We start from the raw sequence: 22590 nt of genomic DNA on the forward strand, positions 1-22590 counted from the left end.
GCGATCAAATGCGCAAGATCTGGATGGGGCCATTTAGCATTTGCAGACCATCAGCACGTTGCGATCCGGGTCGCGAAAGGTAAACCAGTGCCCGTTTTCGATGCCGCTTACCAGTTCTACGTCAAGCTCCTGCATATGTTGGTAAGCCGCTTCGATATCCTGAGTGTTGAAGTGAAACAGAGGAGCATTGCTAGGCGTTTTTTTCGGGAAAATCTTGCTGTCTAAAATCAGGGTGACGCCCTTTTGCAGTGGGATGCAGTACAGATGCCCGAACAAGATGTCCTGATCGGCGTCAATTCCGAGAATGCGGCAATACCAGTCGCGAGCTTCCTCTATGTGCTGCACCGGAACAAATACTGCGCCAACTTCAGAAAGCAGGGGAGAAGCTTTCATGGAGAACTCCTTCTTTCGTAGAGAATCGCTGCGCTATTTGCATACAGGAACAGGATTCGCCCAGGTGCCACTTTTCCCCTCTGTGTCCAGAAAAAATTACCAGAAAATTTCTTGTGGCGAAGAGGTATAAAAGCGAACGTTTGTTTGCTATACTAAGAACGAGGGAGTAACGAACATTTGTTCTTATTTAAGGAGATGGCGATATGGCCAATGCGAACAAACGCATCGTTTTTTTGGTCGATATGCAGAGCTTTTATGCCAGCATCGAGAAGGCGGCCAATCCGCAGCTGCGAAACCAGCCGATCGTAGTCGCGGGAGATCCGGAGCGGCGAAGCGGGGTGGTTCTGGCAGCATGCCCGATTGCCAAATCGTACGGCGTCGTCACGGCAGAAGCTTTGTGGCAGGCGCAGCAAAAGTGCCGCAGCCTCGTCGTTGTTCGCCCGCGGATGGAAATGTACATCCGCATCTCGATGCAGATTACCCAGATTTTCGAGTCCTTTACAGATAAGGTAGAGCCGTATTCCATTGACGAACAATTTCTCGATGTGACCGGGAGCGTGCACTTGTTTGGCGATGCGCTGCAGATGGCTGCGCAAATCCGGCAGCGTGTGTGGATGGAGACCGGGATTAACTGCCGTGTGGGAATCAGTGAGAATAAAGTGCTGGCGAAAATGGCTTGTGACAACTTCGCCAAGAAGCAGGAGAAGGGTGTTTTTTGGCTCAAGCGCGAGGAGCTGGCAGACACGCTTTGGAAGCTGCCGATTGAAAAGCTGTTCGGCGTAGGCTCGCGGATGAAGCGGCATTTTCATCGGATGGGGGTTTACCAGATCGGGCAGCTGGCGGACATGGCTCCGAACGTGCTCATGCGTCGTTTCGGGGTGAATGGCGAGGTGCTGTGGCGAACCGCCAGAGGTCTGGATGACTCGCCTGTCTCCCTGAATACGTACGATACGCAAAAAGGGATCGGCCATCATATGACGCTGCCACGGGACTATCATACGGGAGCGGAGATCAAGGTCGTGCTGCTGGAGCTGTGCGAGGAGGTGTGCCGACGGGCGCGGAGCAAAGAGCTGATGGGGTCTGTGCTGTCTGTCGGCTGCCGCGGCGCCGATCTCGATGCGCTGAACGGGTTTGGCAGGCAGATGAAGCTGGAGGAGCAGACCAACGACGTGATGACGCTGTATGAGGCGGCATGCTGTCTCTTTGACCGGCATTGGCAAAAGACTCCCGTGCGCAGCATCGGTGTGACGCTGAGCAAGCTGGTGCCAGACAACGTTCTACAGCTCAATCTGTTTACGGATAATCACAAGCGCCGTTCGCTCGCCCATGCGATGGATGACATTCGCACCCGCTACGGTCAGGATGCGATCCTGCGGGCGGTGTCTATCTTGGGGGCTGGCCAGGCCAAAGAGCGTGCCCGCAAGATCGGGGGGCACTACAAGTGACCGAGCAGCAGGCGGGAGTACCAGAGGGTGAGCAGGAGATGATGCGCTTGTACATTCTGTTTGGCATCCTGTTTCGTGTTGTCATGGTAGATTTGGGGAAGGTCCGGGTCGTGCCGCTGAAGCTGTCCTACCAGGCTGTGTATGACTGGCTGTTTCCAGAGATTTCCCGCTGGGCCGAGCGGCAGCATCATCAGCTGCGCCGTCTGCTGCGGCAGCAAGGCTGTGTGGTGGTCAGCTACCAAAGACAGGGGCATGTCTACGTGGTGCACTACCGGCAGCGCGGATATTTGCGGGAGGCGATCTATTCGATCGAAATCCTGCGGGCGGAATGTCAGGAGCTCGTCGGCCAATGGATTGCCCACTATCAACGAGGAGAGAAGACGCCATGAGGGAGACGCGTGTATCCAAAAAAGAGAATCTGTTTGCATCCAGCCGGTTCGTGCTGCCTGAGCATCGGGGGTGGTATGCGCGAATCAAAGAAGAGGAGCGCCGCTACGTGCCGCCGCAGCTGGATCAGGAACAGCTGGGGGAGCTGAGCGAGCTGGTATGGCAGGCTTTTCAGATGGGAAGTCCGCTTACGGTGACCTACTATGACGGGCAGCAGCCTCGCCGCTTGTCGGCTCACGTCGCACACATTGATCAGGAAAAACGGCGCATCAAGCTGCGGGCAGAAAGCGACATTCACTGGATTCCGTTTGCCCGGCTGCTCCAGGTAGAGCTGGCTGCCAGTTTTTGAGCAGAATCATTCAAGAAATTGACAAACTTAGGCCATTTGCAAAAACGCAAGCGGCAAAAAAACGAGTCTGAATGATCTAATGGCGTGCGCAGTGGCGAGGCGCGATTCCTGAAACGAAAAGCGGTCGAAAACAACCGTTTTTCGCGATTTTTTGGCCACTTTGGATTTTGCCAGAACAGGAGGTTTCCCTGTATTGTAAGGATATCTTGTAAAGCAGATATCTGAGGGATCGAACAAAGGGGACTGGAAATGTTAGCACAGGAAATGGGTGTCATGTTCACCAAGCATGCGGATCAGATTACTTCCAAGCGTTGGGGTGAATTTATTCAACAGCTGGAGGAAAAAGGCCTGTACGTGCTCATCGAGACAGATACGATCGGAAGAGTGATGAGTCCATTAGGCGGTTTGATGCCAATGCCTTGTAAAAGTGAGACGCTCCATATTGTGACCGCCGCTGAGCTGGAACAACGGGGGTTGCCGCTTGGTCACCACATTGTTACCAAGAGCAGAGAAAAAGCAGCGACCCAGCAATAACGAAAAAAAGAGAAGCAGAGCAGCCTTTCCTGTCGGGAACGATCCCGAACGGAAAGGTTTTTTTGTTAAGGTGTCGCCAAAAGGCTTGGCGGATCTAATAGGAAGTCACAGTCACCCGTGCACGGGGAGGGACCGTCATCTGCCTACGTGCATACGGTGGTAACAAGAGGGAAAGAGCGACAGGAGGAGAGCCTGCTATGGAATACGGCAGTACGCTGAGAAGATTGCAGGAAATCCAGTTTGCGCTTGTGGAGCTGCAGCTGTATTTGGATATGAACCCGGATGATCAGCGTGCCGTCAAGCAGTACAAAGAACTAACCGTGCAGCTTGTGCAGCTGAAGCAAGCGTATGAAAAGGAGCGAGGGCCGGTGATGCAGTACGGTCATTCCTCGACGCCGGATCGCTGGACGTGGCACAAGACTCCGTGGCCTTGGGAAATTGAGTATTGAGGAAAGGTGACCAGTGGTATGTGGATCTATGAAAAGACATTGGAAATTCCAGTACGAGTAAGCAAGCCGGATCTGCAGATGGCCAAATTCCTCTTGACACAGTACGGCGGGCCTGACGGAGAGCTGTCTTCCGCATTGCGTTATTTGAACCAGCGCTATACGATGCCGAATAAGCGCATCAAGGCGTTGTTGACCGATATTGGAACGGAAGAGCTCGGGCATATGGAAGTGATCGCTACCCTTGTTTACAAGCTGGTGAAGGACGCGACTCCGATGCAGATGAGAGAAGCAGGCTTGGGCGCCCACTACGCCGATCACGACAAGGCCCTTTTCTATGCGGATGCGAATGGTGTGCCATGGACAGCTGCTTACATCCAGACCAAAGGAGACCCGATCGCGGACCTAGCGGATAATATCGCAGCCGAGGAGAAGGCACGGGCGACCTATCAGTGGCTGATCAATCTCACCGACGATCCAGACGTGAGTCAGGTGTTGAAATATTTGCGCGGAAGAGAAATTGTGCATTCCCAACGATTTCGCGAGGCGCTGTTTATGCTAGAGGAAGAAAATCGTGCGAGCAAAGCACAGAAAGAGGATGACGACTTGTGAACCGATGGCCGCATACCTACTATGACCCACGGTACGGCTATCCGTGGGTCTATCCCATGCCTTTTCATCCGCGACAGCTTCAAAAGGACTCAAAAGTACGAGGGCTGCGCCCAACCAACCAGAGCACAGCAAATCTGCACCCGATTGCCCCTATCCACCCTTTCCCGCCCGATCCCTATATCAATCAGTTCAGGCCATCCGAAGCGCTGCAGACGGGAACGCTATTCATGTGGCTTCATGCATCAGAGAAGAACGAGCAAGAAAGCAGCGAAAAGGAAGACAGGGAAACAGAAGATCTCGAAACGAGTGCGGCCGAGGAAAGCTCTCCTAAGGGGGACGCAGAGTGAACAAACACAGAGTAGAGAGAAGCAATGCGTCCAAGCGCGTTGCTTCTTTTTTAGGGAGAGGAGGGTTCGAGCATTGAAAAGAGGATTGTCAGCACTTGCGTTGTCTTTCAGCCTATTATTGTGACGGGCTTTGTCTGTTTCACATTTACAATACGAAGGAAGATACGTTACACTCAAATGGAATTGATGAATCACTCAATACACACGCAGAAAAGGAGTGAGGGTCATGGCCAAAAATGAGGCGACCTCAGTCAACCGCAGGACGGAGATCATTTCGGCGGCGATCGAAGTGTTTGCAGAAAACGGGTATTACCGAGCAACAACCGCTCACGTCGCGGAGCGCGCCAGCATTTCCCAGCCGTATGTTTTTCGTTTCTTTAAAACCAAGGAGGCTCTGCTGCTGAGCGCACTGGAAGTATCGTGGACGAGAATCACGGAAGCCTTCCGCCAGGTCGTGGCCGTCTCCTCATCCGAGCAGCTGGAATCCGATTTGATCCGGGCCTACGAGAAAATTTTAGAGCAGCATAAAAATGAGACGCTGCTTCAAATGCAGGCACAAACCATTCAGGAGGAGGCCATCCAGGAAGCGATGCGCAACGGATTTCGCGAGGTACGACGTATTGTTCTGGAAGCATTTGAAAAAGCGGGGATGACCGATGCCAAAGAGCGGACGACGCTCTTTTTGGCGAGAGGAATGCTATGCAATATCGGGCTGGCATTGAATATGCCGGAAATCATGGAGGTGTAAGGTGGCGAACCAAGCCATGCAAAAAAAGTTATTGACTAATCACTAACTATAGATTGTGCTCGGATTTAGTTAGTGATTAATCAATTACAAAAAGAAAAATGGAGATGATGACCATGAAACGGGCAATGGTAGTAGGGGCAACAGGGGGGACGGGAGCAGCCATCACGGAGGAGCTCATTCGGCAAGGCATCGAGACGATTGCATTTGGACGTTCCGGGCAAAAGCTGGAGCTGCTTGCAAAGAATCTGGGAAATCCAGCACAACAACGATTCGAGCATTGCAGGAGAAAGCGACCCGTATATAGTTTGGCTAGTAATTGATCAATAACGGAGTGATCGGAATAAAAGTATGGTAAGGTTTTTTGGAAAAACCATGGCTCTGAGTAAGAACCATTCGAGAGAACCAGGAGGACCGCCAATGATTATCAGAGGGTTTCGCGAGACAGACGATTATCCTTTCCTTTGCCGCTATCAACTGCCACCAGAACAGGCGATCTATACCTCCACTCCGATCGAGGTCATCCAAGCCTTCCGCGCCGATCCAAGTCAAAAGCCTTATGTGATCTATGCAAGTGATCATTTGGTCGGATGCTTTGTGCTGAATGGAAGTAGGTCCGCGAATATCTACACCGACGAGTGGAGCTCCCTACTATTCAAGTCATTCTCGATCGATGCTCGCCATCAAAAAAGAGGGTATGCTTACGAAGCATTGCGGGCTCTACCGGAGATTGCGAAGCAGGAGTACCCTGGAAAAACGGAAATCCTTTTAACCGTCCACCACACCAACACACCTGCGATCAGCTTGTACCAAAAAGCTGGCTTTGAAGACAAAGGCTACAGGTACGCGGGGACGCATGGGGAAGAGCTTATCTTCCATCTGCGTGTAAAGGAAGAGGAGAAAATCAAAAGCCGGTAGCCTGATTCATACGAGGCTAGCCGGCTTTTTTTCATCTGGTTACGAAGCACTATCTTTCAGTTGTGGCGAACGGAAATGCAAGTAGACTCCAGCCGCCAAGGAAAGAAGAATCACAGAAACAGACGTCCACTGGGCGGCTGTCCAATGAAACAGGTAGCGAGGCGAGTCCCCGCGCAAGAGCTCTAGCAGGAAGCGCCCGAGGTTGTACAAAATGTTGTAGGCGAGAAAGAGATAGCCGCGCTTGAGCTGCTTGCGCATGAGGATCAGCAGCAGGGCAAAAATGATGATGTCCATCTGGCCTTCCCATACTTCCGCGGGCCATAAGGGCTGATCGCCAAAGGTTGCCCGAGCATTTGTCCCTTCTGGATAGAGAATGCCAAAATTGCCGCCAGTGGGGTCTCCAAAGGCATCACCGTTCATCAGGTTGGCATCGCGGCCGATGCTTTGGCCCAGGATCAGCCCTGGCGCACATAAATCCGCCAGCTCCCAAAAGGACAGCTTATGCTTGCGAACATACCAGATGCCGACCAGGATTGCACCGACGATGCCGCCTTGGATCGATAGGCCGCCATGCCAGATGGCGATAATTTCTTCCGGATGCTTCGAGTAGAATTCCCAGTCGAAGAAAAAGACAGCCCAAAACCGCGAGCCAATAATCGCGCCAACCATCATGGGGACGAGCAGGTTCATGAGATGATTGCCAAGCTCCTCTTTCTTTTGAAGCTTTGCCAAAGTAAGGGTCACGCCTACACCCAAGGCAATCGCCAGGACAAAAATCAGGCTGTAGGATCGAATGGGGAACGACCCGATGTGTGCAAGGTATTGATGCAATTCAAATTCCCTCTTTCTCTAGCAAGTAACTACGACTCGGCAGGTTCTGGCTGCGGCCTCTTTTTGGGAAGCCAGAAAGTAATAGCGAGGCAGACGACTGCCAAGACGGCAACGATGATAAAGTTCAGGTGGATACCCGCCGCGAGAATCTCGGGAGGAACTTGGGCGTTGCTGTCAGCATGGCTTCCAATCTGGTGGTTTAAAAACGTTCCCAGCACGGCTACGCCCAAGGTTTGCCCCAATGTCCGCAAAAACGAGTTGGACGAGGTAGCCACTCCGCGCAGGCTCCAGTCGACAGCAGATTGGACAACAATGGTGAAAATGGTGATGGAGAAACCAAAACCAAGTCCGAGGATGAAGACCATTCCGAGAATCATCCAAGGAGGAGTCGCCATCGTAATCAGCGTCAAGCAGAAGGTCCCGATGACAATTAGGAAGATGCCGAGAAGCGAAATAGGCTTGGCACCGTATCGTACGAGCAAACGGCTGCCAACCGTAGCGCCAATCGGCCAGCCAATCGACATAGGCATCAGGATCATCCCGGAAAAGATGGCGCCTTCTTTCAGAACCCCTTGGATCCACAAAGGCAAGTAGGCCGTGACACCGATGAGGATCGCACTGGCGAGAAACGAAATGAGATTGGGAAGGGACACTTCCCGAATATGAAACAGCTTGATCGGAATCATCGGCTCGGGGTGTCGCCTCTGAATGGCAAAAAACGAAACCAGAAACACAACCGTCACGATCAAAAGAAGGTACATCGTGGGCGAATTCCAATCGTATTCGTTGCCGCCAGTCAACAGAGCATAGAGCAAGGCCGTCGTACCGATCGTGAACGTAATGGCGCCGCCGTAGTCGATCTTGCGTGCGCGTTTTTCCAGCTTCTCATGCAGGTTTTTCGAGATCAGCCAAATCGATAGAAGACCAAAAGGGATATTGATGTAAAAGATCCAGTGCCAGCTGACATAGTCAACAAAGAAACCACCGACGAGCGGACCGAAGATTCCTGCAACTCCCCAAATGGAGGCAAAAAGTCCTTGGACCCGCGCGCGTTCCTCGAATGTAAAAATATCGCCGATGATTGTAAAGGTGATAGGAACGACGGCGCCAGCCCCAATTCCTTGAATCGCGCGGAACAGGATGAGCTGTTCCATGCTCTGGGAGAGACCGCAAAGCATCGACCCGATCAAAAAGAGGGAGCATCCGAACAGGAAAACTTTTTTCCGTCCGAACAAGTCGGCGATTTTTCCGAATATGGGAGTGGTTACGGCAGAGGTCAGCAGGTAGACAGCGTATACCCAGCTGATGAGCTCCAGCCCACCCAATTTATTGACGATTGTGGGCATGGCTGTACTGACGATAGTCACCTCAATCGCCGAGAGAAACGTAGCGATCATGAGGGCGATCGTAATTTTGCGCTGATAGGCAGTCATGCTTTGTTACTCCTTTCCTTCTAGCTGAAGACGAAGAGATCGGGAAAGCCGCTCGAGCAACTCGTTCATCATCTCCAGCTCCTCTTCGTGAAAGTCCTGAAACGTCTCGGTATTGCTTGCATCCGCACGGGGCTGCATCATGGCGAATACTTCTCTGCCTTTTTCGGTGATCTGCACGCGGGTAATCCGCTTATCAGATGGGTCACTCCAGGTCGAGACCCAACCGCCATTTTGCATACGCTCAATAAGACCCGTCATGTTTTGTTTGGTGACCAGGATCTCATGGCTTAGCTTGCCCAAGGTGATGCCTTCATTGCGAGCGATGATGCCCAGCAGCTGCCATTGCTGCACGCTCGAAAGTCCGGTTCCTTCAACGAGTCTTAGTCCCATGCGGTTAATTTGGGCAGCCAGACGCAGGACATGCAGAATGATGCTTACTTTTCCATCCACGTGAAAGCCGTCTCCTTTTCAAATGGTCAACATATGGACTATCTTAAAGAAACCCCTGTATTCCGTCAATCGAAACAGCTTTGGAAAGTGTACGCAGAAGAAATAAGACGACGCGCTGCCGAAAAATCGGAGAGCGCGCCAAAAAAGTCATTGAGGATTTGTCGTCCAGATGCCAGCCGTTTTGACAAACACACGATCCGGCAGTTGCAGCGCAGCAAGTGTAAGCTCGGCCACATCCTCTGGCTGCAGCATGCGATGCTCCTCGCCGATCTTCAAGCCGGCATTGACAGCAAGCTCGGTGTTCACGGTACTAGGAGTCAGGGCGGTCACCCGAATGTTGTGCTTCCGAACCTCTTGCAGGACGGACTCGGTAAAGCCAAGTACCGCAAATTTGGATGCACAATAAGCAGAGCCGGTAGCAAAACCGCGTTCGCCTGCGGTAGAAGCGATGTTGATGATGGCGCCGTGATTTTGCGAAATCATGTCAGGCAAGGCGTAGTAGGTCATATGGTAGGTTCCGAACAGATTGACCTGAATCATGCGCTCCCACTCGTCTGGCGGCATTTCTGTCACGGTGCCGAAGCTTGCAATTCCAGCGTTGTTAATCAAAATATCCAGCGGCCCCAGATCATGCTTGATCTGATTGTACGCGGCCTCAGCTTCGTCTCGCTTCGATATGTCCGCTGTCGCGTAAATGGCCCGCGTGTCGTATTGAGAGGAGATCGTCGAGGCAAGCTGCTCCAGATCACCAGAAGAGCGGGAGACGAGACCCACGCGAACGCCTGCCTTTGCGAGTGCGAGAGCAATGGCTCGTCCAATTCCTTTGCCTGCACCCGTGACCAGTGCATTTTTTCCTTTCAGATCCATCGATGTTCCTCCGTTCCTGATGGGGTTTTTCTGGGTTCTTTTGGCTCGTTTCGTAGATAAGGTAACCAGTTGGAAAGAACGCCATTCAGGAGGAAGCCTCTCAGCAGTCTCGTCAATCCGCTTGAGCGTGGTTTTTGATGCCGAGCTTGCGGATGTGGTATTGCAGGTTTTGACGAGTGGTTCCTAGTATTTTTGCGGCCTTGGTCACGCTCCAGTCAACGCTTTCCAAGGTTTGCTGAATCAAGCGCTTTTGCGCGGGATTGATCGCCGATTTGATCGGGCGTGTACTTTTTGTCTGTTGATAGATTTCCTGGTTCTGCGGGCTTTGGAAAAAGTCCTTTAAATACATCGGAAGGTGCTCGGTATCGAGAAGCTCATCGTCTGGATTCGCGTTAATGACCAGATTGTCGATCACGTGGGCGAGCTCGCGGATATTTCCGGGCCACCGATAGTGAAGCAAGATTTGCTGCAGCTCCCGAGTCAGACTCTTGATCTGCTTGTTCAATTTTCGGCTGGCGGTGAGGATAAAGTAATCAATCAGGACTTCCGTATCCTCGACACGCTCACGCAAAGGAGGGATTAATAGGCTGGTCCGGGCGATCCGGTAATAGAGGTCGGAGCGCAGCTTTTGATTTTCGATCAGTTTTTTTGGATCCTCGTTGGAAGCACTAATGATTTTGCAATGAATCGGCGTGACGGCATTGGTCCCGAGTCTGCGGATTTCCCGTTCCTCGAGAACGCGGATGAGCTTGGATTGAAGAACGAGTGGCATGGAATTGATCTCGTCCAAAAAGAGAGTGCCGTCTTGTGCATGCTCGAACAAGCCCATCTGATTGGTCGCCCCTGTAAAAGCACCTTTGACCGTTCCAAACAAGGTGCTCTCCAGCAAATTTTCCGGAATGGCTGCACAGTTGATCGCGACGAAAGGGCTGCTCGCCCGTTTGCTGTAGTTGTGGATGCTTTGCGCAAATAATTCTTTACCCGTACCGGTCTCCCCGACAATCAGTACGTCAGTCTGGTGGGTAGCGATATTCTGAGCTTCCCGGATGATCTTCTTGAGAGCCGGGCTTTTTCCTTTGATGTTGTCAAAGGTGTAGGTGGTTCCGTTGTGAAGAACTCTTTTTTCCAACGTGCTGGGGATGATGATATTGCGCTTGACCTCGATGGTCTCATCGAGCAAATGCTTCAAGTGAAAGTCGTTGATACTGATTGAAAAGACGGCGAGCGCCTGATTGTCCTTGATGATTGGATACGAGCTGTATTTGACGGGTTTGGTGATATTGGCGATGCAAGAGTGAACGCCATACCGACTGATGATTGGCTTGCGAGTCTCGAGCACCCGCTGATGCTCGGATAGCTTCGGATCGTAGTATTTATAGGCATCCCACAAATACTTCCCGACCATCTCCTCCTGCTTCATTCCCTCCAATTTTTCCTGCGCTTTGTTGTACATCAGCACCTTGCCCTCTGCATCGCTCAGGACGATCCCTTCATTCATGGATTGGATAATTTCCTCGTAGCAAACGAGTTTGAGCTTTAGCGAAGCGAGGACATCCGTTGCGCTATTGAGCAAAAGAATCTGGAGCGTTTGCTCGTTTTGCGCAAAGAGATGTCTTTGCAGCAAATATTCTTTGCCATCCTTTTCGATGGAAGCGGGGAGCGGTTCTGCCTTGTTTGCAAAGGAGGGAGCTAGTGCATCAAAGGCGTTTTCTCCCACTTGGAGAGGGAAAAGCGCGGCTGCAGATTCATCAAACCAAAGGGCATTGGCAATGGCATCGGTAATGATAACGTGTTCGGCAAAACTCTTTAACAACTGACCCAGCGATGCTGCAATCATCTCATACCTCCTGGTGTGTAGATAATGTTTAGGGATGCATAGGGCGACGTTAAAGGTGCAAATAATTTTTACTATTTTAAATAATGGCAAATTGAATGTACACGAGATTCTCAGGAAATGCAAACGCCTGGGAAGGGAGCATAGCAAGCCTCAAAGGAAAAGGGAAAAGATTTTCGGGAAATGGAAAAAGACAAGAAAACCCTTGATGCGACAATGCTCGCACCGATCGAGGGTCATCGGATTTGGGCATCGTTTCGCCGCTTTTTTCCCCATCAGAAAAAAGAAGGAGGAGCTATTGGCACGTTCTTTGCTTTTTACATTTGGCGAATCACAAACAGAGGGTTGCCTTGGAATGGGGGAGATTGCTTACACCACGAATGACAGAAGAACAGCATGGATTTGAAAGGGGAAAAGGCAGATGAGTACAAATCACACTGACATGAATCTGGATCGGGACACTTTCCGGCACGTCGTCGGACATTTTACGAGCGGCGTCACGATCATTACGACAAGGCAGGATGAAACCAACTGGGGCATTACCGCCAGCGCATTTTCATCCGTATCGCTTGAGCCGCCAATGGTACTTGTGTGTGTGAACAAAAATACGGGAACGTGTCATGCCATATCGAAGGCGAAAACTTTTGGAGTCAATATCCTGCAGGAAAATCAGGGGGAACTGGCACGCAAGTTTGCACAACCCCACACGGATAAGTTTCAAGGCACGGACTTCGCCTACGGGGAGCTGGGAGTTCCTTTGATCGAAGACGTTCTCGCGCATTTTGAATGTGACGTGGTAGAAGAGGTCACCGGGGGAACCCACAGCGTTTTTCTAGCAGAGGTTCGTAGAGCGCAGGCTTACGAGAAAGCGCCTTTGGCCTACTACCGAGGGAAGTTCGGCCAATTTGTTGAAGCAGGAAAATAAAGCAAATATTTCGATGACGGATGGATAAAAAGAGGAGGAAACACGATGGCATTGATGACAGGCAAAGAGTACAAAGAGTCATTGAATGATGGGCGCGAGGTTTACATCAACGGGGAACGAGTAAAAAACATTGCGGAGCATCCAGCTTTCCAACCGATTATCGAGACGAAAGCGCGCATGTACGACATGAATCATGAAGCGCGTTATGCGGAGGCTTGCACGACCAAGCTCGAAGATGGAGAAACGATCTGCCGGGCATTCAAGCTTCCAAAAACAAAAGAGGATTTGACTGCCATTCGCACCTATGTCGATACCGTGCTCGATGATCTCGGGGGAGTCGTCTATCGGGTCGGCGATGAAACGATTGGGGAAATGTGGTCGCTCTACGATGCCCAGGACCGTCTGAACGAGATCGATCCGACGTATGCCGAGAACATCAAAAATCACGTGGACCGTATCGCTCGTTTGGATTTGTTCCACGTATCGGCCAACACGGATCCAAAAGGGGATCGAAGCAAGCTGTTTGAAGGGAAAGCTGCGGGGACCTTGCTGCATGTCGTGGAGGAAAATGACAAAGGGATCGTCGTTCGTGGAGCCAAGTTTGAAACGGCAGCTGCTTACGCCCATCAAGCGTTTGTCAAGCCAACGATCTCCAACTGGACGGATCAGAGCATGACTCCGTACGCATGCGGTTTTATCGCAGACATGGGAGCTCCCGGACTCAAGCATATTTGCCGAACACCGCTGTCCACAGGAAAGAACCCGGTCGATTATCCGCTGTCGACGCGCTTTGACGAGATCGATACGCTGCTCGTGTTTGATGATGTTCTGATTCCTTGGGAAAACGTGCTGTTCCACGGAAATCTGGAGTCCGCCCAATACATTCGAAAAACCGTTCACCGTTATTCTGCCTTCAATTACGTCTTGCGCCTGCAGCGCCGTGCGGACTTCCTGCTCGGTACCGCCCTGCTCAACGTGGAACAGACTGGCTTGACCAAGCTTCCGGCCGTGCAGGAAAAAATCTCGCAGCTGATTTGCTATCGGGAGACGATTAACGCCCATCTGACGGCGGCAGTGGCAGATGCACAAAAGAGCGCGGGCGGATTGATGATGCCGAACCAGTCCTTGCTGTATACAGGTCGTCTGTACGCGTTGACCAACTTCCCGAAAATGGCGCATCTGTGCCGAGAGCTGGTTGGCGGACAGCTCGCCGTGACGCCTGACTCAGCGACGATTGCCGATCCGCAAATCAAGGAATACATCGACAAGTATTACACGCTGGACGGAGGCTGGACGCCAGAGAAGCGCACGAAGCTGCTCTATTTTGCCCGCGACCTGCTGAATTCCGCATACGGTGGTCACCAAATCACGTTTGAGCTATTTGCGCAAGCACCGCCGTTTGCACAGTACATGGCAGCCTTCAACCATTTTGATTTGAATCCGGTACGCGACATGGTTACAAAAGCCGCTCATCTGGAGACTGACACAAAAGCGGATTTCGCCTTGCAGAAGTAAAAAGCGAGGAAAGCGGAAAGACAAATCCGGTAAGCGGCAGAAAGCGTGAGGAAGGAAAAAGGAGTGGTCTACATGAGAGTACATGCTGCCGGGACGTGCAAGCTCCATGCATCGGTATTGACAATCGGTGCTTTGGATGGGGTACATCGAGGGCATCAGGCCTTGGTCTGCGAAGCGAGAAAACGGGCGTTGGCATTGGGGGTCCCTCTGGTTGTCTATACTTTTGATCCACCGCCGCGCGTGTTCTTTCAACAAGCGTTGCAGCTGACTACCGTCGAAGAAAAGCTCTGCAGGCTGGAGCAGCTGTCTGTTGAGCATGCGATTGTGGCTTCGTTTGATGCAGCGTACTCGACACGCGATGAGAGCGCGTTTCTAACGGAGCTGCAGGACCTGAACCCTGTAGAAATTTGGGTGGGCCCCGACTTTCGTTTTGGCAGCAAGCGAGGAGGAGACATCGGGACTTTGCGAGAGTCCTTTTCGGTCAAGGTGCTAGACTCGATTCGCTGCTCGTCGGGGGAGATCATCTCATCGAGCCGCATCCGTTCCCTCCTCATGCAAAACTGCCATCTTCAAGCAGAGCAGCTGCTGGGCTGGCAAACCGTACAAGGAAAAGCATAGAGCCCATGAAAGTCAGACGCTGACGGAAGGGCGAAAGGAGTGAGGAGAACAAGTGCTTGAACAATCACACATTCAAAAGCAGAAAGCGGATTTGATCATAGCGAACGCTGCCCAAATCGTGACCTGCCAAGGGGATCAAGCGGATTCAATCGGTTTGATCACGGATGGCTGGATCGCAATCGTGGGGGAAAAGATTGCGGCTGTCGGAGATCGGGAAACCGTCCTCTCCCAAGTCGATGCGAACCAAGCGCTGGTCATCGATGCGACGAATAAGGTCGTGGCCCCCGGATTTGTGGATAGTCATACGCACGCCGTTTTTGGCGGATCGCGTGTGCGGGAATACGCTGCAAAAATGACCGTCAGTGACCCGGAGAAATTGAAGCAGCTGGGTATTCAGACGGGTGTACAGGTGTCAGTGGATATGACCAGGCAAGCGAGTCTGGAGGAGCTGTTTGAATCGGCGCAAAGCAGACTGAATCGGATGCTTCTGGCTGGCACGACAACGGTGGAAATCAAGACGGGCTACGGCTTCAATACACTCGATGAACTGCGTATGCTGGATGTCAACGCCCTTTTGGATCAGGAGCTCGAGCTGGATGTGATCAGTACATTTCTGGGGGCGCATGGCTGGCCGAAAGACATGGCAAAGGAAGCGTACATGGATCTTGTCATAGACGAAATGATCCCGCTGGTCAGCGAACGCAAGCTGGCAACGTTCTGCGATGTCTGGTGCGAGGACAGTCATTTTGATGCGAAGGAATCGGCTCGTATTTTGGAAGCCGGTCTCAAGGCGGGTCTGCTCCCGAAAATTCATACGGACGCTTACTCGTACATTTACGGATCCGATCTCGCGGCAGATATGAAAGTGATCTCCGCGGACCATTTGAATTACACGCCGCCTGCGATGATGCGAAAACTGGCAGAGGCAGATGTCCCCGGGGTCATTATGCCTGCGCTGGATTTTGCGGTCAAACACAAAAAGCCATTTGATGCGCGAGCGATGATCGATTCCGGGATGACCGTGGCCTTGGCGACCGATCTCTGCCCGGCTTGCTGGACGGAATCCATGCAGTTCGTGATGATGCTCGCCTGCCGTCAGTACGCCATGTCACCAGCAGAATCGATTCGAGCGGCAACAATCGGGAGTGCAAAAGCGCTAGGATTGGCTCATGATCGAGGTTCCATCGAAGCTGGCAAACTGGCAGATCTGCAAATCTGGGATACCCCGATGTACGAAAATGTCATTTACTGGCTGGGCACCAATGTCGTGGAGCAAGTGATCAAGCGTGGGAAAGTGGTAGTGAATCAGACCCGAACGCCTGCCCAGCTGGCTTGGCACTAGAGAAACGCGACACAACGGAAAACGGAGAGGATGAATGACCATGACGATCGGTGAGAAAAAGAGCTCGCTCATAAATGAGGAACGTTTGCTGCATGACTTTTTGGAGCTGGCAAAGCTGAACGGTCCGAGCGGGCAGGAGCAGCGCATAGCGGATTACCTCGTGCCGCGTTTGGAAGCAATGGGCTTCTCGATCCAGTTTGACGAGGCGCACAAGCAGTTTGATGGGGAATGTGGAAACCTGGTGGCTTATTGGGAGGGAACGGACCCAACTGTGCGTCCGCTGTTTCTCTCCACCCATATGGATACCGTACTGCCGACAGAGGGACTAAAGCCGGAAATCAGAGATGGCATCATTTACTCAGATGGTACGACCATTCTCGGAGCAGACGATCGTGCGGCACTCGCCTCCTATCTGGAAGCGATTCAATCCATACAGGAAGCGGGCATGCCCTGCGGTCCAATCGAGCTGATCCTGACTGTTAATGAGCAGCGAGGACTGACAGGCTCCCGGCATATGGACTATTCCTTGATCAAAAGTAAAGAAGGTTACGTATTTGACAGCAGCGGTGATGTGGGACAGATCATTTTGCAAGGCCCTTACAGCAGCAAGATTTACGTGGAACTAAACGGCAAGTCCTCTCACATCGGTTTGAACCCGGAAGAGGGGATCAACGCCTTTCTCATCGCAGCCGTTGTTTTGAAGCAGCTGAAGCTCGGCAAGATCAGCGAAGACACGCTTGCCAATATCGGAATGATTCAGGGGGGAGAGCTGTCCTCGATCATCCCGGGTCAGGTCGAGCTGGTGGGGGAAGTTCGCAGCTTCACTGAGCAAGGGCTGTACGATCAATTAAACGAGATGAAGGAAACGGCGGAAGCAGTCGCGCGCGAGCATGGGGGCCATGCAAATGTACGCTTTGAGAAAAAGTATCTGGGCTTCCATGTCAAAGAGGATACAGCGCTGGGCCAAAATGCCGTACAAGCGGCGCAGAACATGAACATTTCTTATTATTTGACCCGTACTTTGGGTGGGGCAGACACCAATGTATTGAATGAGAATGGCTTGACGTGCATCACGCTCGGAAACGGATTTCGGAACATTCACACTTTCCGCGAGCACATCAGTGTTGAAAACCTCATCAATACCGGCATTTATACGGTCAGCCTGATTCGCAGCTGGTACCAAGCCCATAAGGATCAGGGGGCCGTATCCAAATAGCAAGCATAAAAGGGGGCGCTTAGATGAAAAAAGGCAAGTTGTTCGCGACAGGCTTCTTGGGATTGGCACTGATGATGGCAGGATGTGGCAACCAGTCCGCAGGCTCGGCAAGTAGTGGCGGCGCGGGAGATACGATCAAAATCGGTTGGTATGGACCCCTCACGGGGTATGCAGCAACGGATGGGACGAACAGCCTGAATGGCGCTCAGCTGGCCATCGACAAATTCAACGCTGCAGGTGGCTTGGACGGCAAGAAGCTCAAGCTGGTCGCGGAGGATGATCAGGGCAAGCCGGAGGAAGCGATGAAAGCTGTGCAAAAGCTGATCAACAAGGACCAGGTAACCGCCATTATCGATGGTGCGTACAGCGGCTCCTCGAAAACAGTGGCGGCGAAGGTACAGGAAGCCAAAGTGCCGATGGTCGTCTCCATTGCGACTCACCCCGATGTCACAAAAGGCGGCAAGTACATCAATCGCGTCATTTACACAGGCCCAGTTCAAGGGGAAGCAATGGCAGACTACGTCGTCAACGATCTGAAGCTGAAAAACATCGCCGTCCTGTACGTCGAAGCCGACTACGGCACGTCCATCTTTGGAGCGTTCAAGAGCAAGCTGGAAGAGCTTCAAGGAAAAGTGGTGTACGAGAGCGCATTTAAATTTGGGGACAAGGACTACAGCTCCCTGTTGACCTCCGTGAAGATGAGCAAGCCAGATGCGCTCTATATCGTGGGCTACTACAATGAAGCGGCGGCGATCGCCAATCAGGTCAAGGAAGTTGGCTTGTCTATCCCGCTCATTGGCGTAGATGGCTTGGATACGCCCAAGTATCCAGAGTTGGCCGCTAGAAACGCAGAAGGCACCATTTTGACCACATCATTCTATTTGAAGGACACTCGCCAGGTTGTAAAGGACTTTGTAGCGGATTGGTCAGCGTCACGCAAAGATGAGCCGGGAATGGTTGCTTCGCAAAGCTATGATGCCGCGCTAGTGATTATTGATGCGCTGAAAAAAGCGGGTGTCGATCGAGAAAAGCTGGCGGACGCCATCAGTCAAACCAAGGACCTCGAGGGGACATCGGGTAAGATCTCCTTTGCCCAGGACCACGAAGTCGTCAAGCCTGTGATCTTTGTGAAGGTCAAAGACGGAAAATTTGACTTTGTTACGGCGAAATAAATGACGGGTAGCAGCGGGGAGGAGCTTTCCTCCTCGCATCAACTTGGGGAAAAGGAGTGATGACCATTATGCTTGCCCAGCAATTACTCAACGGCGTTGCACTCGGGTTTATTTACATTTTGATAGCAGTGGGCTTGACGATGATCTACGGGATCCTCAAGCTGCTGCATTTTGCTCATGGCGTGATCTACATGGTAGGCGCTTTTGCAGCGATGATCGGAATGATGTACTTGCACATGCATTTCCTCGTGGCTCTGCTCTTTGCGATGGCGATTTCAGCTCTGGCAGGGATGGCCATTGAACGGTTTGCCTATCGACCGCTGCGGGGGACCCACCCGATCACGACTCTCATTAGCGGGATTGGGATCTCGATCTTTCTGGAAAATCTGTTTCAAATTTTGTTTACATCCGACACGCGACCGTTCCCTGCTTCGGGCATCGAGGTGAAGGTGCTGCAGCTTACGGATACCGTTTCGCTGCCCAACACCAAGCTCTATATCATCGTCGCAGGAATCTTGGCACTCGCTCTTTTGTACGCCTTTCTGCGCTTTACCAAACTGGGGGTTGCCATTCAGGCAGCGGCTCAGGATATTCGTGCAGCATCGCTTATGGGGGTCAATGTCAATCGGGTTATCTCCGCAACCTTTATGCTCGGCTCCGCGCTCGCTTCTGTCGGCGGTGTGCTGGTCGCGCTCACCTACAACTCTATCTTTCCTACGATGGGTACCATTCCCGGATTAAAAGCATTTTGCGTGGTCGTGCTAGGCGGATTGGGCTCGATACCTGGGACGGTGGTAGGAGGCTTGATCTTAGGGATTGTGGAGGCGTTAAGTGACGGATTTTTGTCAGGGATGGTCATTGACAAGGATGCGATTGCCTTTGTCATTTTGATCGCCATTCTCATGGTTAGACCTTCCGGATTGTTTGGGAAAAACATCGAGAAAGTGTAGGGGATGCATGTGGATGGATTCTTGAATCCGTATTACGTCGACATCGTGGTGTTTTTGTTTATCTACATCTTACTGGGATTGGGACTCAACCTGATTACAGGATACGCTGGACAAGTATCGCTGGGCCATGCTGCCTTTTACGGGATCGGTGCCTATACCTCTGCGATCTTGAGCGTGAAGGGTGGCATGAACGTCTGGCTTTCCATTTTTCTGGCGATCGTCATTACGTTTGTGATCAGTGCCCTGCTTGGTTTGCCCAGCTTGCGTATTCGGGAAGACTTTCTTGCCATTACGACATTAGGTCTTGGGTTGATCGCGCAATCCTTTTTCAAAAATGCGGAAATCACGGGTGGAGCATACGGGATTGGCTCGATTCCAGCGCCCTCGCTGTTCGGCATGGAGCTTACGAATGGGGGCTATCTTTTGCTGGTGTTTCTCGTCATGCTCCTGGGAATATACGGGGTCAAAAAAATGGTGGCATCGCGAATCGGGCGAGCATGGATGGTCATTCGCGAAGACGAGACGGTTGCCCAGGCGATGGGAATCAACACGTTTTATTACAAGGTGCTGGTGTTTGCCATCGGGGGAGCGTACGCAGGAGCGGGTGGGGCATTGTTTGCACATAAAGTTTCCTTCGTGAGTGCAGACTCGTTTGGCACGACGATTTCATTAACGCTTCTGAGCATGATCGTTTTGGGAGGACTGGGCAGTATTCGCGGAACGCTTTTTGGTGTCACGTTCCTGTACTTGGTGCCTGAGATTTTTCGGATATTTGAGTTTGATTTTATGGACATGAAAAACCTGGATGTTTACAAGATGATGATATACGGTCTGCTGATGATCTTTGTGATGCGCTATCGCCCCAAAGGGATATTTGGAAATCTGGGTAAAAAGGTTCAGTTGTTTCCCTCCAGTCGAGCATCCGTGAAAAAGGAAGGTGAGAGGGTTGCTTAGCGTACAAAAGGTAACCAAGCGGTTCGGGGGATTGACAGCGGTACAAGGTGTCAGTCTGGAAGTGAACAAGGGAGAAATCGTCGGGCTGATTGGCCCCAATGGTGCGGGGAAATCTACCTTTTTCAATATATTAACCGGAATTTACAAGCCCAATGAAGGAGCCATTCTCTTTGAGGGAAAGCCGATTCATACGCAGAAGCCGTTCCGCATTGCCAAACAGGGTATCTCACGGACCTTTCAAAACATTCGGCTGTTAAAGGAAGAAAGCGTGCTGGAAAACGTCAAGGTGGGCATGTTTGGGCAAACGCGTTCAGGACTTTGGTCAGCGCTATTGGGACTTACCCAAGCGAAAAAAGAAGAGGAGATGGTCACCGAGAAAAGCATGCAAATCCTCGAGCTGGTCGGGTTGAAGGGATATGAAGGGGAGCAGGCAGGGAGCTTGTCCTATGGGAACCAGCGCCGAGTAGAGATCGCCCGTGCTTTGGTATCCAATCCGAAGCTGCTGCTCCTCGATGAGCCGATCGCGGGAATGAACGCACACGAAATCGAGGAGATGGGGGAGCTTATTTCTGCGATTCGTACTAAAAACGGGACGACGGTCATTCTGATCGAGCATAACGTCGGAATGGTGGTCGGACTGTGTGATCGTATAGCGGTTTTGGATCATGGAGAAAAGATAGCAGATGATAAGCCCGATGCGATTATCGCCAATCCGGCTGTGATCGAAGCCTATATCGGAAAAGATGAGGAAGCGGAGGTGGGCCTGCTTGCTGCACATTGAAAATTTGAGTGTTTCCTACGGAAGCATTCATGCCGTCCGCAAACTGAGCCTGCAGGTGGAGGAAGGCGAGGTCGTTACCTTGATAGGCTCCAATGGCGCAGGAAAAACCACCACGGTAAACGCCATCTGTGGAACGATTCCTTCCAAGGGGACGATACACTATCGAGGAAAAAACATGAGCGGGCTTCCCACTCACCAAATCGTGCGAGAAGGAATCGTTATGGTACCAGAAGGGCGCAGGGTCTTCCCGAAATTAACGGTCGTGCAAAATCTCATGATGGGCGCTTACACGAGAAAAGCATCTCCGCTAGAACTGCAGAAAGATATCGAAGCGATCTATCAGCTTTTCCCCCGTTTGCTGGAGAGGAAGGCGCAATTGGCAGGAACCATGAGTGGCGGAGAACAGCAAATGCTGGCTATCGGGCGCGCCATCATGTCCAAGCCGAAGCTGTTAATTCTGGACGAACCCTCTATGGGCCTTGCGCCGATTGTCGTCAAAGACATTTTTGATACCATTCAAAAGATCAAGCAGCAAGGTATTACAATTTTGCTGATCGAGCAGAACGCAACGAAGGCGTTATCCGTAGCAGACCGGGGGTATGTCCTGGAAAATGGCGAAATCAGTTTCCACGATACAGCAGAAAATTTACGGTCCCAGGATCGAATTAAAAAAGCTTACTTGGGTCATTAAAATAGCGTCATCACAAGCTCTTCTCCATGGAGGAGGGCTTTTTTGTGCGGGAAAAGCACGCTGGCGCGACACTTGGAATCGGCGGAATATTTCCTTTTTAGTAGCGCATCGGGACTACTTCCCGTATACTAAAAGACTGAAGAATCTATCAGGAGACTTTAGGGCAAAAATAGACTTCAGTTCGAACTGGATTGAGGTGGAAAGCGAGTGATCGATCAGTGGAAGTAGTGGGGAGACAAGAGCGAAAGAGACTGGCGACGCGAAAGAGCATTTTCGACTCAGCCATCCATCTGTTTCGAGAAAAAGGGTACCAGGCGACAACTGTCGAAGAAATTGCCGCAAAAGCAGATGTCGCTAAAGCGACTTTTTTTAAACATTTCCCCAAGAAGTACGAGCTGATCGAGGAAATGATCAAGCAGCGCAGGGACAAAATCGAATTGGCAGCGGTAGATGAGCAGGTAGGGCAATTGGCGATCCGCGAGCAGATCCGGTATTTGATGATCGTCCTCTGTCAATCGATTGAGACGGATCGGGCTTTGGCGATCATCGCGTTGAATGAATATCTGTGCTCCGGGGAAATGCTCAAGGATGAGTCGCCAATGATTGAGCTCTTTCACCAGACGCTGGAGCGAGGAAAACGAGGCGGTGAGCTGCGACAGGACATACCCACCCGCGTTGTAGCGCGGATGCTTTGGTCGTACTACCTGGAGTCGTACATTGCTTGGTCACGCGACGAACAAGGACAATCGCTGGAGTCGATGATTCTAGAGGGAGTAGAGGTCATATTCCGGGGGATCGAGGATGCCGGAGCCTAAAAGGAGACTCACTGTGGATC

The 22590-nt window shown here is 51.7% G+C and carries 26 protein-coding genes and 2 pseudogenes; 22 read left to right on the forward strand and 6 right to left on the reverse strand.

Features of this window, described 5'->3' with window-relative positions; translation table 11 throughout:
• Nucleotides 1–33: 33 nt before the first annotated feature.
• Entirely contained in the window at nt 34–393 is a 360-nt protein-coding gene (locus EDM59_RS02225) for a VOC family protein (protein WP_122922154.1), read from the reverse strand.
• A gap of 203 nt (nt 394–596) precedes the next feature.
• Here EDM59_RS02225 and dinB point away from each other — a divergent pair, with 203 nt between their 5' ends.
• The 10 genes and pseudogenes from dinB (at nt 597) to EDM59_RS02275 (ending at nt 6176) form a co-directional block, all read left to right on the forward strand.
• Nucleotides 597–1838 carry a DNA polymerase IV gene (gene dinB, locus EDM59_RS02230; RefSeq protein WP_122922155.1) on the forward strand — a complete coding sequence of 414 codons (1242 nt, stop codon included), beginning with the start codon at nt 597–599 and terminating at the stop codon, nt 1836–1838.
• Nucleotides 1835–2227, forward strand: coding sequence for a YhjD family protein (locus EDM59_RS02235; RefSeq protein WP_307723905.1), 393 nt, complete (start codon nt 1835–1837; stop codon nt 2225–2227). Before dinB ends, EDM59_RS02235 begins: the two co-directional genes overlap by 4 nt.
• A complete protein-coding gene (locus EDM59_RS02240; protein ID WP_122922156.1) occupies nt 2224–2574 on the forward strand; it encodes a YolD-like family protein in 351 nt (116 codons plus the stop codon). The genes EDM59_RS02235 and EDM59_RS02240 overlap by 4 nt, the downstream gene beginning before the upstream one ends.
• Before the next feature lie 249 nt (nt 2575–2823).
• Entirely contained in the window at nt 2824–3108 is a 285-nt protein-coding gene (locus EDM59_RS02245) for a hypothetical protein (protein WP_092267891.1), read from the forward strand.
• Between the two features lie 197 nt (nt 3109–3305).
• Nucleotides 3306–3557, forward strand: coding sequence for a spore coat protein CotJB (locus EDM59_RS02250; RefSeq protein WP_122922157.1), 252 nt, complete (start codon nt 3306–3308; stop codon nt 3555–3557).
• An 18-nt stretch (nt 3558–3575) separates the two neighbouring features.
• Complete coding sequence (locus EDM59_RS02255) at nt 3576–4166, forward strand: manganese catalase family protein (protein ID WP_092267893.1); 591 nt, start codon at nt 3576–3578, stop codon at nt 4164–4166.
• Nucleotides 4163–4513, forward strand: coding sequence for a hypothetical protein (locus tag EDM59_RS02260; protein ID WP_122922158.1), 351 nt, complete (start codon nt 4163–4165; stop codon nt 4511–4513). Before EDM59_RS02255 ends, EDM59_RS02260 begins: the two co-directional genes overlap by 4 nt.
• A 226-nt stretch (nt 4514–4739) precedes the next feature.
• Entirely contained in the window at nt 4740–5261 is a 522-nt protein-coding gene (locus EDM59_RS02265; protein WP_122922159.1) for a TetR/AcrR family transcriptional regulator, read from the forward strand.
• A gap of 113 nt (nt 5262–5374) precedes the next feature.
• A pseudogene (locus EDM59_RS02270) lies at nt 5375–5518 on the forward strand (SDR family NAD(P)-dependent oxidoreductase); the annotation flags it as partial.
• Nucleotides 5519–5678: 160 nt separating this feature from the next.
• Complete coding sequence (locus EDM59_RS02275; protein ID WP_122922161.1) at nt 5679–6176, forward strand: GNAT family N-acetyltransferase; 498 nt, start codon at nt 5679–5681, stop codon at nt 6174–6176.
• Nucleotides 6177–6215: 39 nt separating this feature from the next.
• On the opposite strand, the gene lgt is transcribed toward EDM59_RS02275, so the two are convergent.
• From lgt to EDM59_RS02300, 5 genes are all read right to left on the reverse strand, one after another.
• Nucleotides 6216–7007, reverse strand: coding sequence for a prolipoprotein diacylglyceryl transferase (gene lgt / locus EDM59_RS02280; RefSeq protein ID WP_122922162.1), 792 nt, complete (start codon nt 7005–7007; stop codon nt 6216–6218).
• Nucleotides 7008–7036: 29 nt separating this feature from the next.
• Nucleotides 7037–8440, reverse strand: coding sequence for an MDR family MFS transporter (locus EDM59_RS02285; protein ID WP_122922163.1), 1404 nt, complete (start codon nt 8438–8440; stop codon nt 7037–7039).
• Nucleotides 8441–8446: 6 nt separating this feature from the next.
• Nucleotides 8447–8890 (reverse strand): MarR family winged helix-turn-helix transcriptional regulator, encoded by a 444-nt coding sequence (locus tag EDM59_RS02290; protein WP_122922164.1) that lies wholly within the window; start codon nt 8888–8890, stop codon nt 8447–8449.
• A gap of 147 nt (nt 8891–9037) precedes the next feature.
• Entirely contained in the window at nt 9038–9757 is a 720-nt protein-coding gene (locus tag EDM59_RS02295) for a 3-ketoacyl-ACP reductase (RefSeq protein ID WP_122922165.1), read from the reverse strand.
• Nucleotides 9758–9869: 112 nt separating this feature from the next.
• On the reverse strand, nt 9870–11594 hold the full coding sequence (locus EDM59_RS02300; protein ID WP_122922166.1) for a sigma-54 interaction domain-containing protein: 1725 nt from the start codon (nt 11592–11594) through the stop codon (nt 9870–9872).
• Nucleotides 11595–12012: 418 nt separating this feature from the next.
• Here EDM59_RS02300 and EDM59_RS02310 point away from each other — a divergent pair, with 418 nt between their 5' ends.
• The 12 genes and pseudogenes from EDM59_RS02310 (at nt 12013) to EDM59_RS02360 (ending at nt 22570) form a co-directional block, all read left to right on the forward strand.
• The gene (locus tag EDM59_RS02310; RefSeq protein ID WP_122922168.1) at nt 12013–12516 is read left to right on the forward strand and encodes a flavin reductase family protein; all 504 of its coding nucleotides are present in this window, start codon (nt 12013–12015) and stop codon (nt 12514–12516) included.
• A gap of 45 nt (nt 12517–12561) precedes the next feature.
• A complete protein-coding gene (locus EDM59_RS02315; RefSeq protein WP_122922169.1) occupies nt 12562–14031 on the forward strand; it encodes a 4-hydroxyphenylacetate 3-hydroxylase family protein in 1470 nt (489 codons plus the stop codon).
• Between the two features lie 72 nt (nt 14032–14103).
• Nucleotides 14104–14649: an FAD synthetase gene (locus EDM59_RS02320; RefSeq protein ID WP_122922170.1), complete on the forward strand. Its 546-nt coding sequence runs from the start codon at nt 14104–14106 to the stop codon at nt 14647–14649.
• A 52-nt stretch (nt 14650–14701) separates the two neighbouring features.
• Nucleotides 14702–15991 (forward strand): imidazolonepropionase, encoded by a 1290-nt coding sequence (gene hutI / locus EDM59_RS02325; RefSeq protein WP_246010875.1) that lies wholly within the window; start codon nt 14702–14704, stop codon nt 15989–15991.
• A gap of 40 nt (nt 15992–16031) precedes the next feature.
• Nucleotides 16032–17207, forward strand: coding sequence for a M20/M25/M40 family metallo-hydrolase (locus EDM59_RS02330; protein ID WP_122923347.1), 1176 nt, complete (start codon nt 16032–16034; stop codon nt 17205–17207).
• Between the two features lie 23 nt (nt 17208–17230).
• Nucleotides 17231–18379, forward strand: coding sequence for an ABC transporter substrate-binding protein (locus EDM59_RS02335; RefSeq protein WP_122922171.1), 1149 nt, complete (start codon nt 17231–17233; stop codon nt 18377–18379).
• A 59-nt stretch (nt 18380–18438) separates the two neighbouring features.
• Complete coding sequence (locus tag EDM59_RS02340) at nt 18439–19329, forward strand: branched-chain amino acid ABC transporter permease (RefSeq protein ID WP_246010954.1); 891 nt, start codon at nt 18439–18441, stop codon at nt 19327–19329.
• A 3-nt stretch (nt 19330–19332) separates the two neighbouring features.
• Entirely contained in the window at nt 19333–20283 is a 951-nt protein-coding gene (locus EDM59_RS02345) for a branched-chain amino acid ABC transporter permease (protein WP_122922173.1), read from the forward strand.
• A 61-nt stretch (nt 20284–20344) separates the two neighbouring features.
• A pseudogene (locus EDM59_RS31710) lies at nt 20345–20807 on the forward strand (ABC transporter ATP-binding protein); the annotation flags it as partial.
• A 101-nt stretch (nt 20808–20908) separates the two neighbouring features.
• Nucleotides 20909–21064 (forward strand): ABC transporter ATP-binding protein C-terminal domain-containing protein, encoded by a 156-nt coding sequence (locus tag EDM59_RS31715; RefSeq protein WP_425455940.1) that lies wholly within the window; start codon nt 20909–20911, stop codon nt 21062–21064.
• Nucleotides 21051–21755 carry an ABC transporter ATP-binding protein gene (locus EDM59_RS02355; protein ID WP_122922175.1) on the forward strand — a complete coding sequence of 235 codons (705 nt, stop codon included), beginning with the start codon at nt 21051–21053 and terminating at the stop codon, nt 21753–21755. The genes EDM59_RS31715 and EDM59_RS02355 overlap by 14 nt, the downstream gene beginning before the upstream one ends.
• Before the next feature lie 218 nt (nt 21756–21973).
• Nucleotides 21974–22570: a TetR/AcrR family transcriptional regulator gene (locus EDM59_RS02360; RefSeq protein ID WP_183192779.1), complete on the forward strand. Its 597-nt coding sequence runs from the start codon at nt 21974–21976 to the stop codon at nt 22568–22570.
• Nucleotides 22571–22590: the final 20 nt, after the last annotated feature.

Origin of the sequence: Brevibacillus nitrificans (assembly GCF_003710965.1) — a bacterium.
GTDB lineage: Bacteria > Bacillota > Bacilli > Brevibacillales > Brevibacillaceae > Brevibacillus > Brevibacillus centrosporus.

Excerpts from the sequence above, each read along its gene's own strand:
- EDM59_RS02250 (WP_122922157.1), top strand. The coding sequence starts at position 3,306 with ATGGAATACGGCAGTACGCTGAGAAGATTGCAGGAAATCCAGTTTGCG.
- EDM59_RS31715 (WP_425455940.1), top strand. The coding sequence starts at position 20,909 with ATGGTGGTCGGACTGTGTGATCGTATAGCGGTTTTGGATCATGGAGAA.
- EDM59_RS02225 (WP_122922154.1), bottom strand. The coding sequence starts at position 393 with ATGAAAGCTTCTCCCCTGCTTTCTGAAGTTGGCGCAGTATTTGTTCCG.
- dinB (WP_122922155.1), top strand. The coding sequence starts at position 597 with ATGGCCAATGCGAACAAACGCATCGTTTTTTTGGTCGATATGCAGAGC.
- EDM59_RS02300 (WP_122922166.1), bottom strand. The coding sequence starts at position 11,594 with ATGATTGCAGCATCGCTGGGTCAGTTGTTAAAGAGTTTTGCCGAACAC.
- EDM59_RS02240 (WP_122922156.1), top strand. The coding sequence starts at position 2,224 with ATGAGGGAGACGCGTGTATCCAAAAAAGAGAATCTGTTTGCATCCAGC.
- EDM59_RS02295 (WP_122922165.1), bottom strand. The coding sequence starts at position 9,757 with ATGGATCTGAAAGGAAAAAATGCACTGGTCACGGGTGCAGGCAAAGGA.
- EDM59_RS02345 (WP_122922173.1), top strand. The coding sequence starts at position 19,333 with ATGCATGTGGATGGATTCTTGAATCCGTATTACGTCGACATCGTGGTG.
- EDM59_RS02245 (WP_092267891.1), top strand. The coding sequence starts at position 2,824 with ATGTTAGCACAGGAAATGGGTGTCATGTTCACCAAGCATGCGGATCAG.
- EDM59_RS02275 (WP_122922161.1), top strand. The coding sequence starts at position 5,679 with ATGATTATCAGAGGGTTTCGCGAGACAGACGATTATCCTTTCCTTTGC.
- EDM59_RS02265 (WP_122922159.1), top strand. The coding sequence starts at position 4,740 with ATGGCCAAAAATGAGGCGACCTCAGTCAACCGCAGGACGGAGATCATT.
- EDM59_RS02285 (WP_122922163.1), bottom strand. The coding sequence starts at position 8,440 with ATGACTGCCTATCAGCGCAAAATTACGATCGCCCTCATGATCGCTACG.
- EDM59_RS02335 (WP_122922171.1), top strand. The coding sequence starts at position 17,231 with ATGAAAAAAGGCAAGTTGTTCGCGACAGGCTTCTTGGGATTGGCACTG.
- EDM59_RS02330 (WP_122923347.1), top strand. The coding sequence starts at position 16,032 with ATGACGATCGGTGAGAAAAAGAGCTCGCTCATAAATGAGGAACGTTTG.
- EDM59_RS02340 (WP_246010954.1), top strand. The coding sequence starts at position 18,439 with ATGACCATTATGCTTGCCCAGCAATTACTCAACGGCGTTGCACTCGGG.
- EDM59_RS02310 (WP_122922168.1), top strand. The coding sequence starts at position 12,013 with ATGAGTACAAATCACACTGACATGAATCTGGATCGGGACACTTTCCGG.
- EDM59_RS02255 (WP_092267893.1), top strand. The coding sequence starts at position 3,576 with ATGTGGATCTATGAAAAGACATTGGAAATTCCAGTACGAGTAAGCAAG.
- EDM59_RS02315 (WP_122922169.1), top strand. The coding sequence starts at position 12,562 with ATGGCATTGATGACAGGCAAAGAGTACAAAGAGTCATTGAATGATGGG.
- EDM59_RS02320 (WP_122922170.1), top strand. The coding sequence starts at position 14,104 with ATGAGAGTACATGCTGCCGGGACGTGCAAGCTCCATGCATCGGTATTG.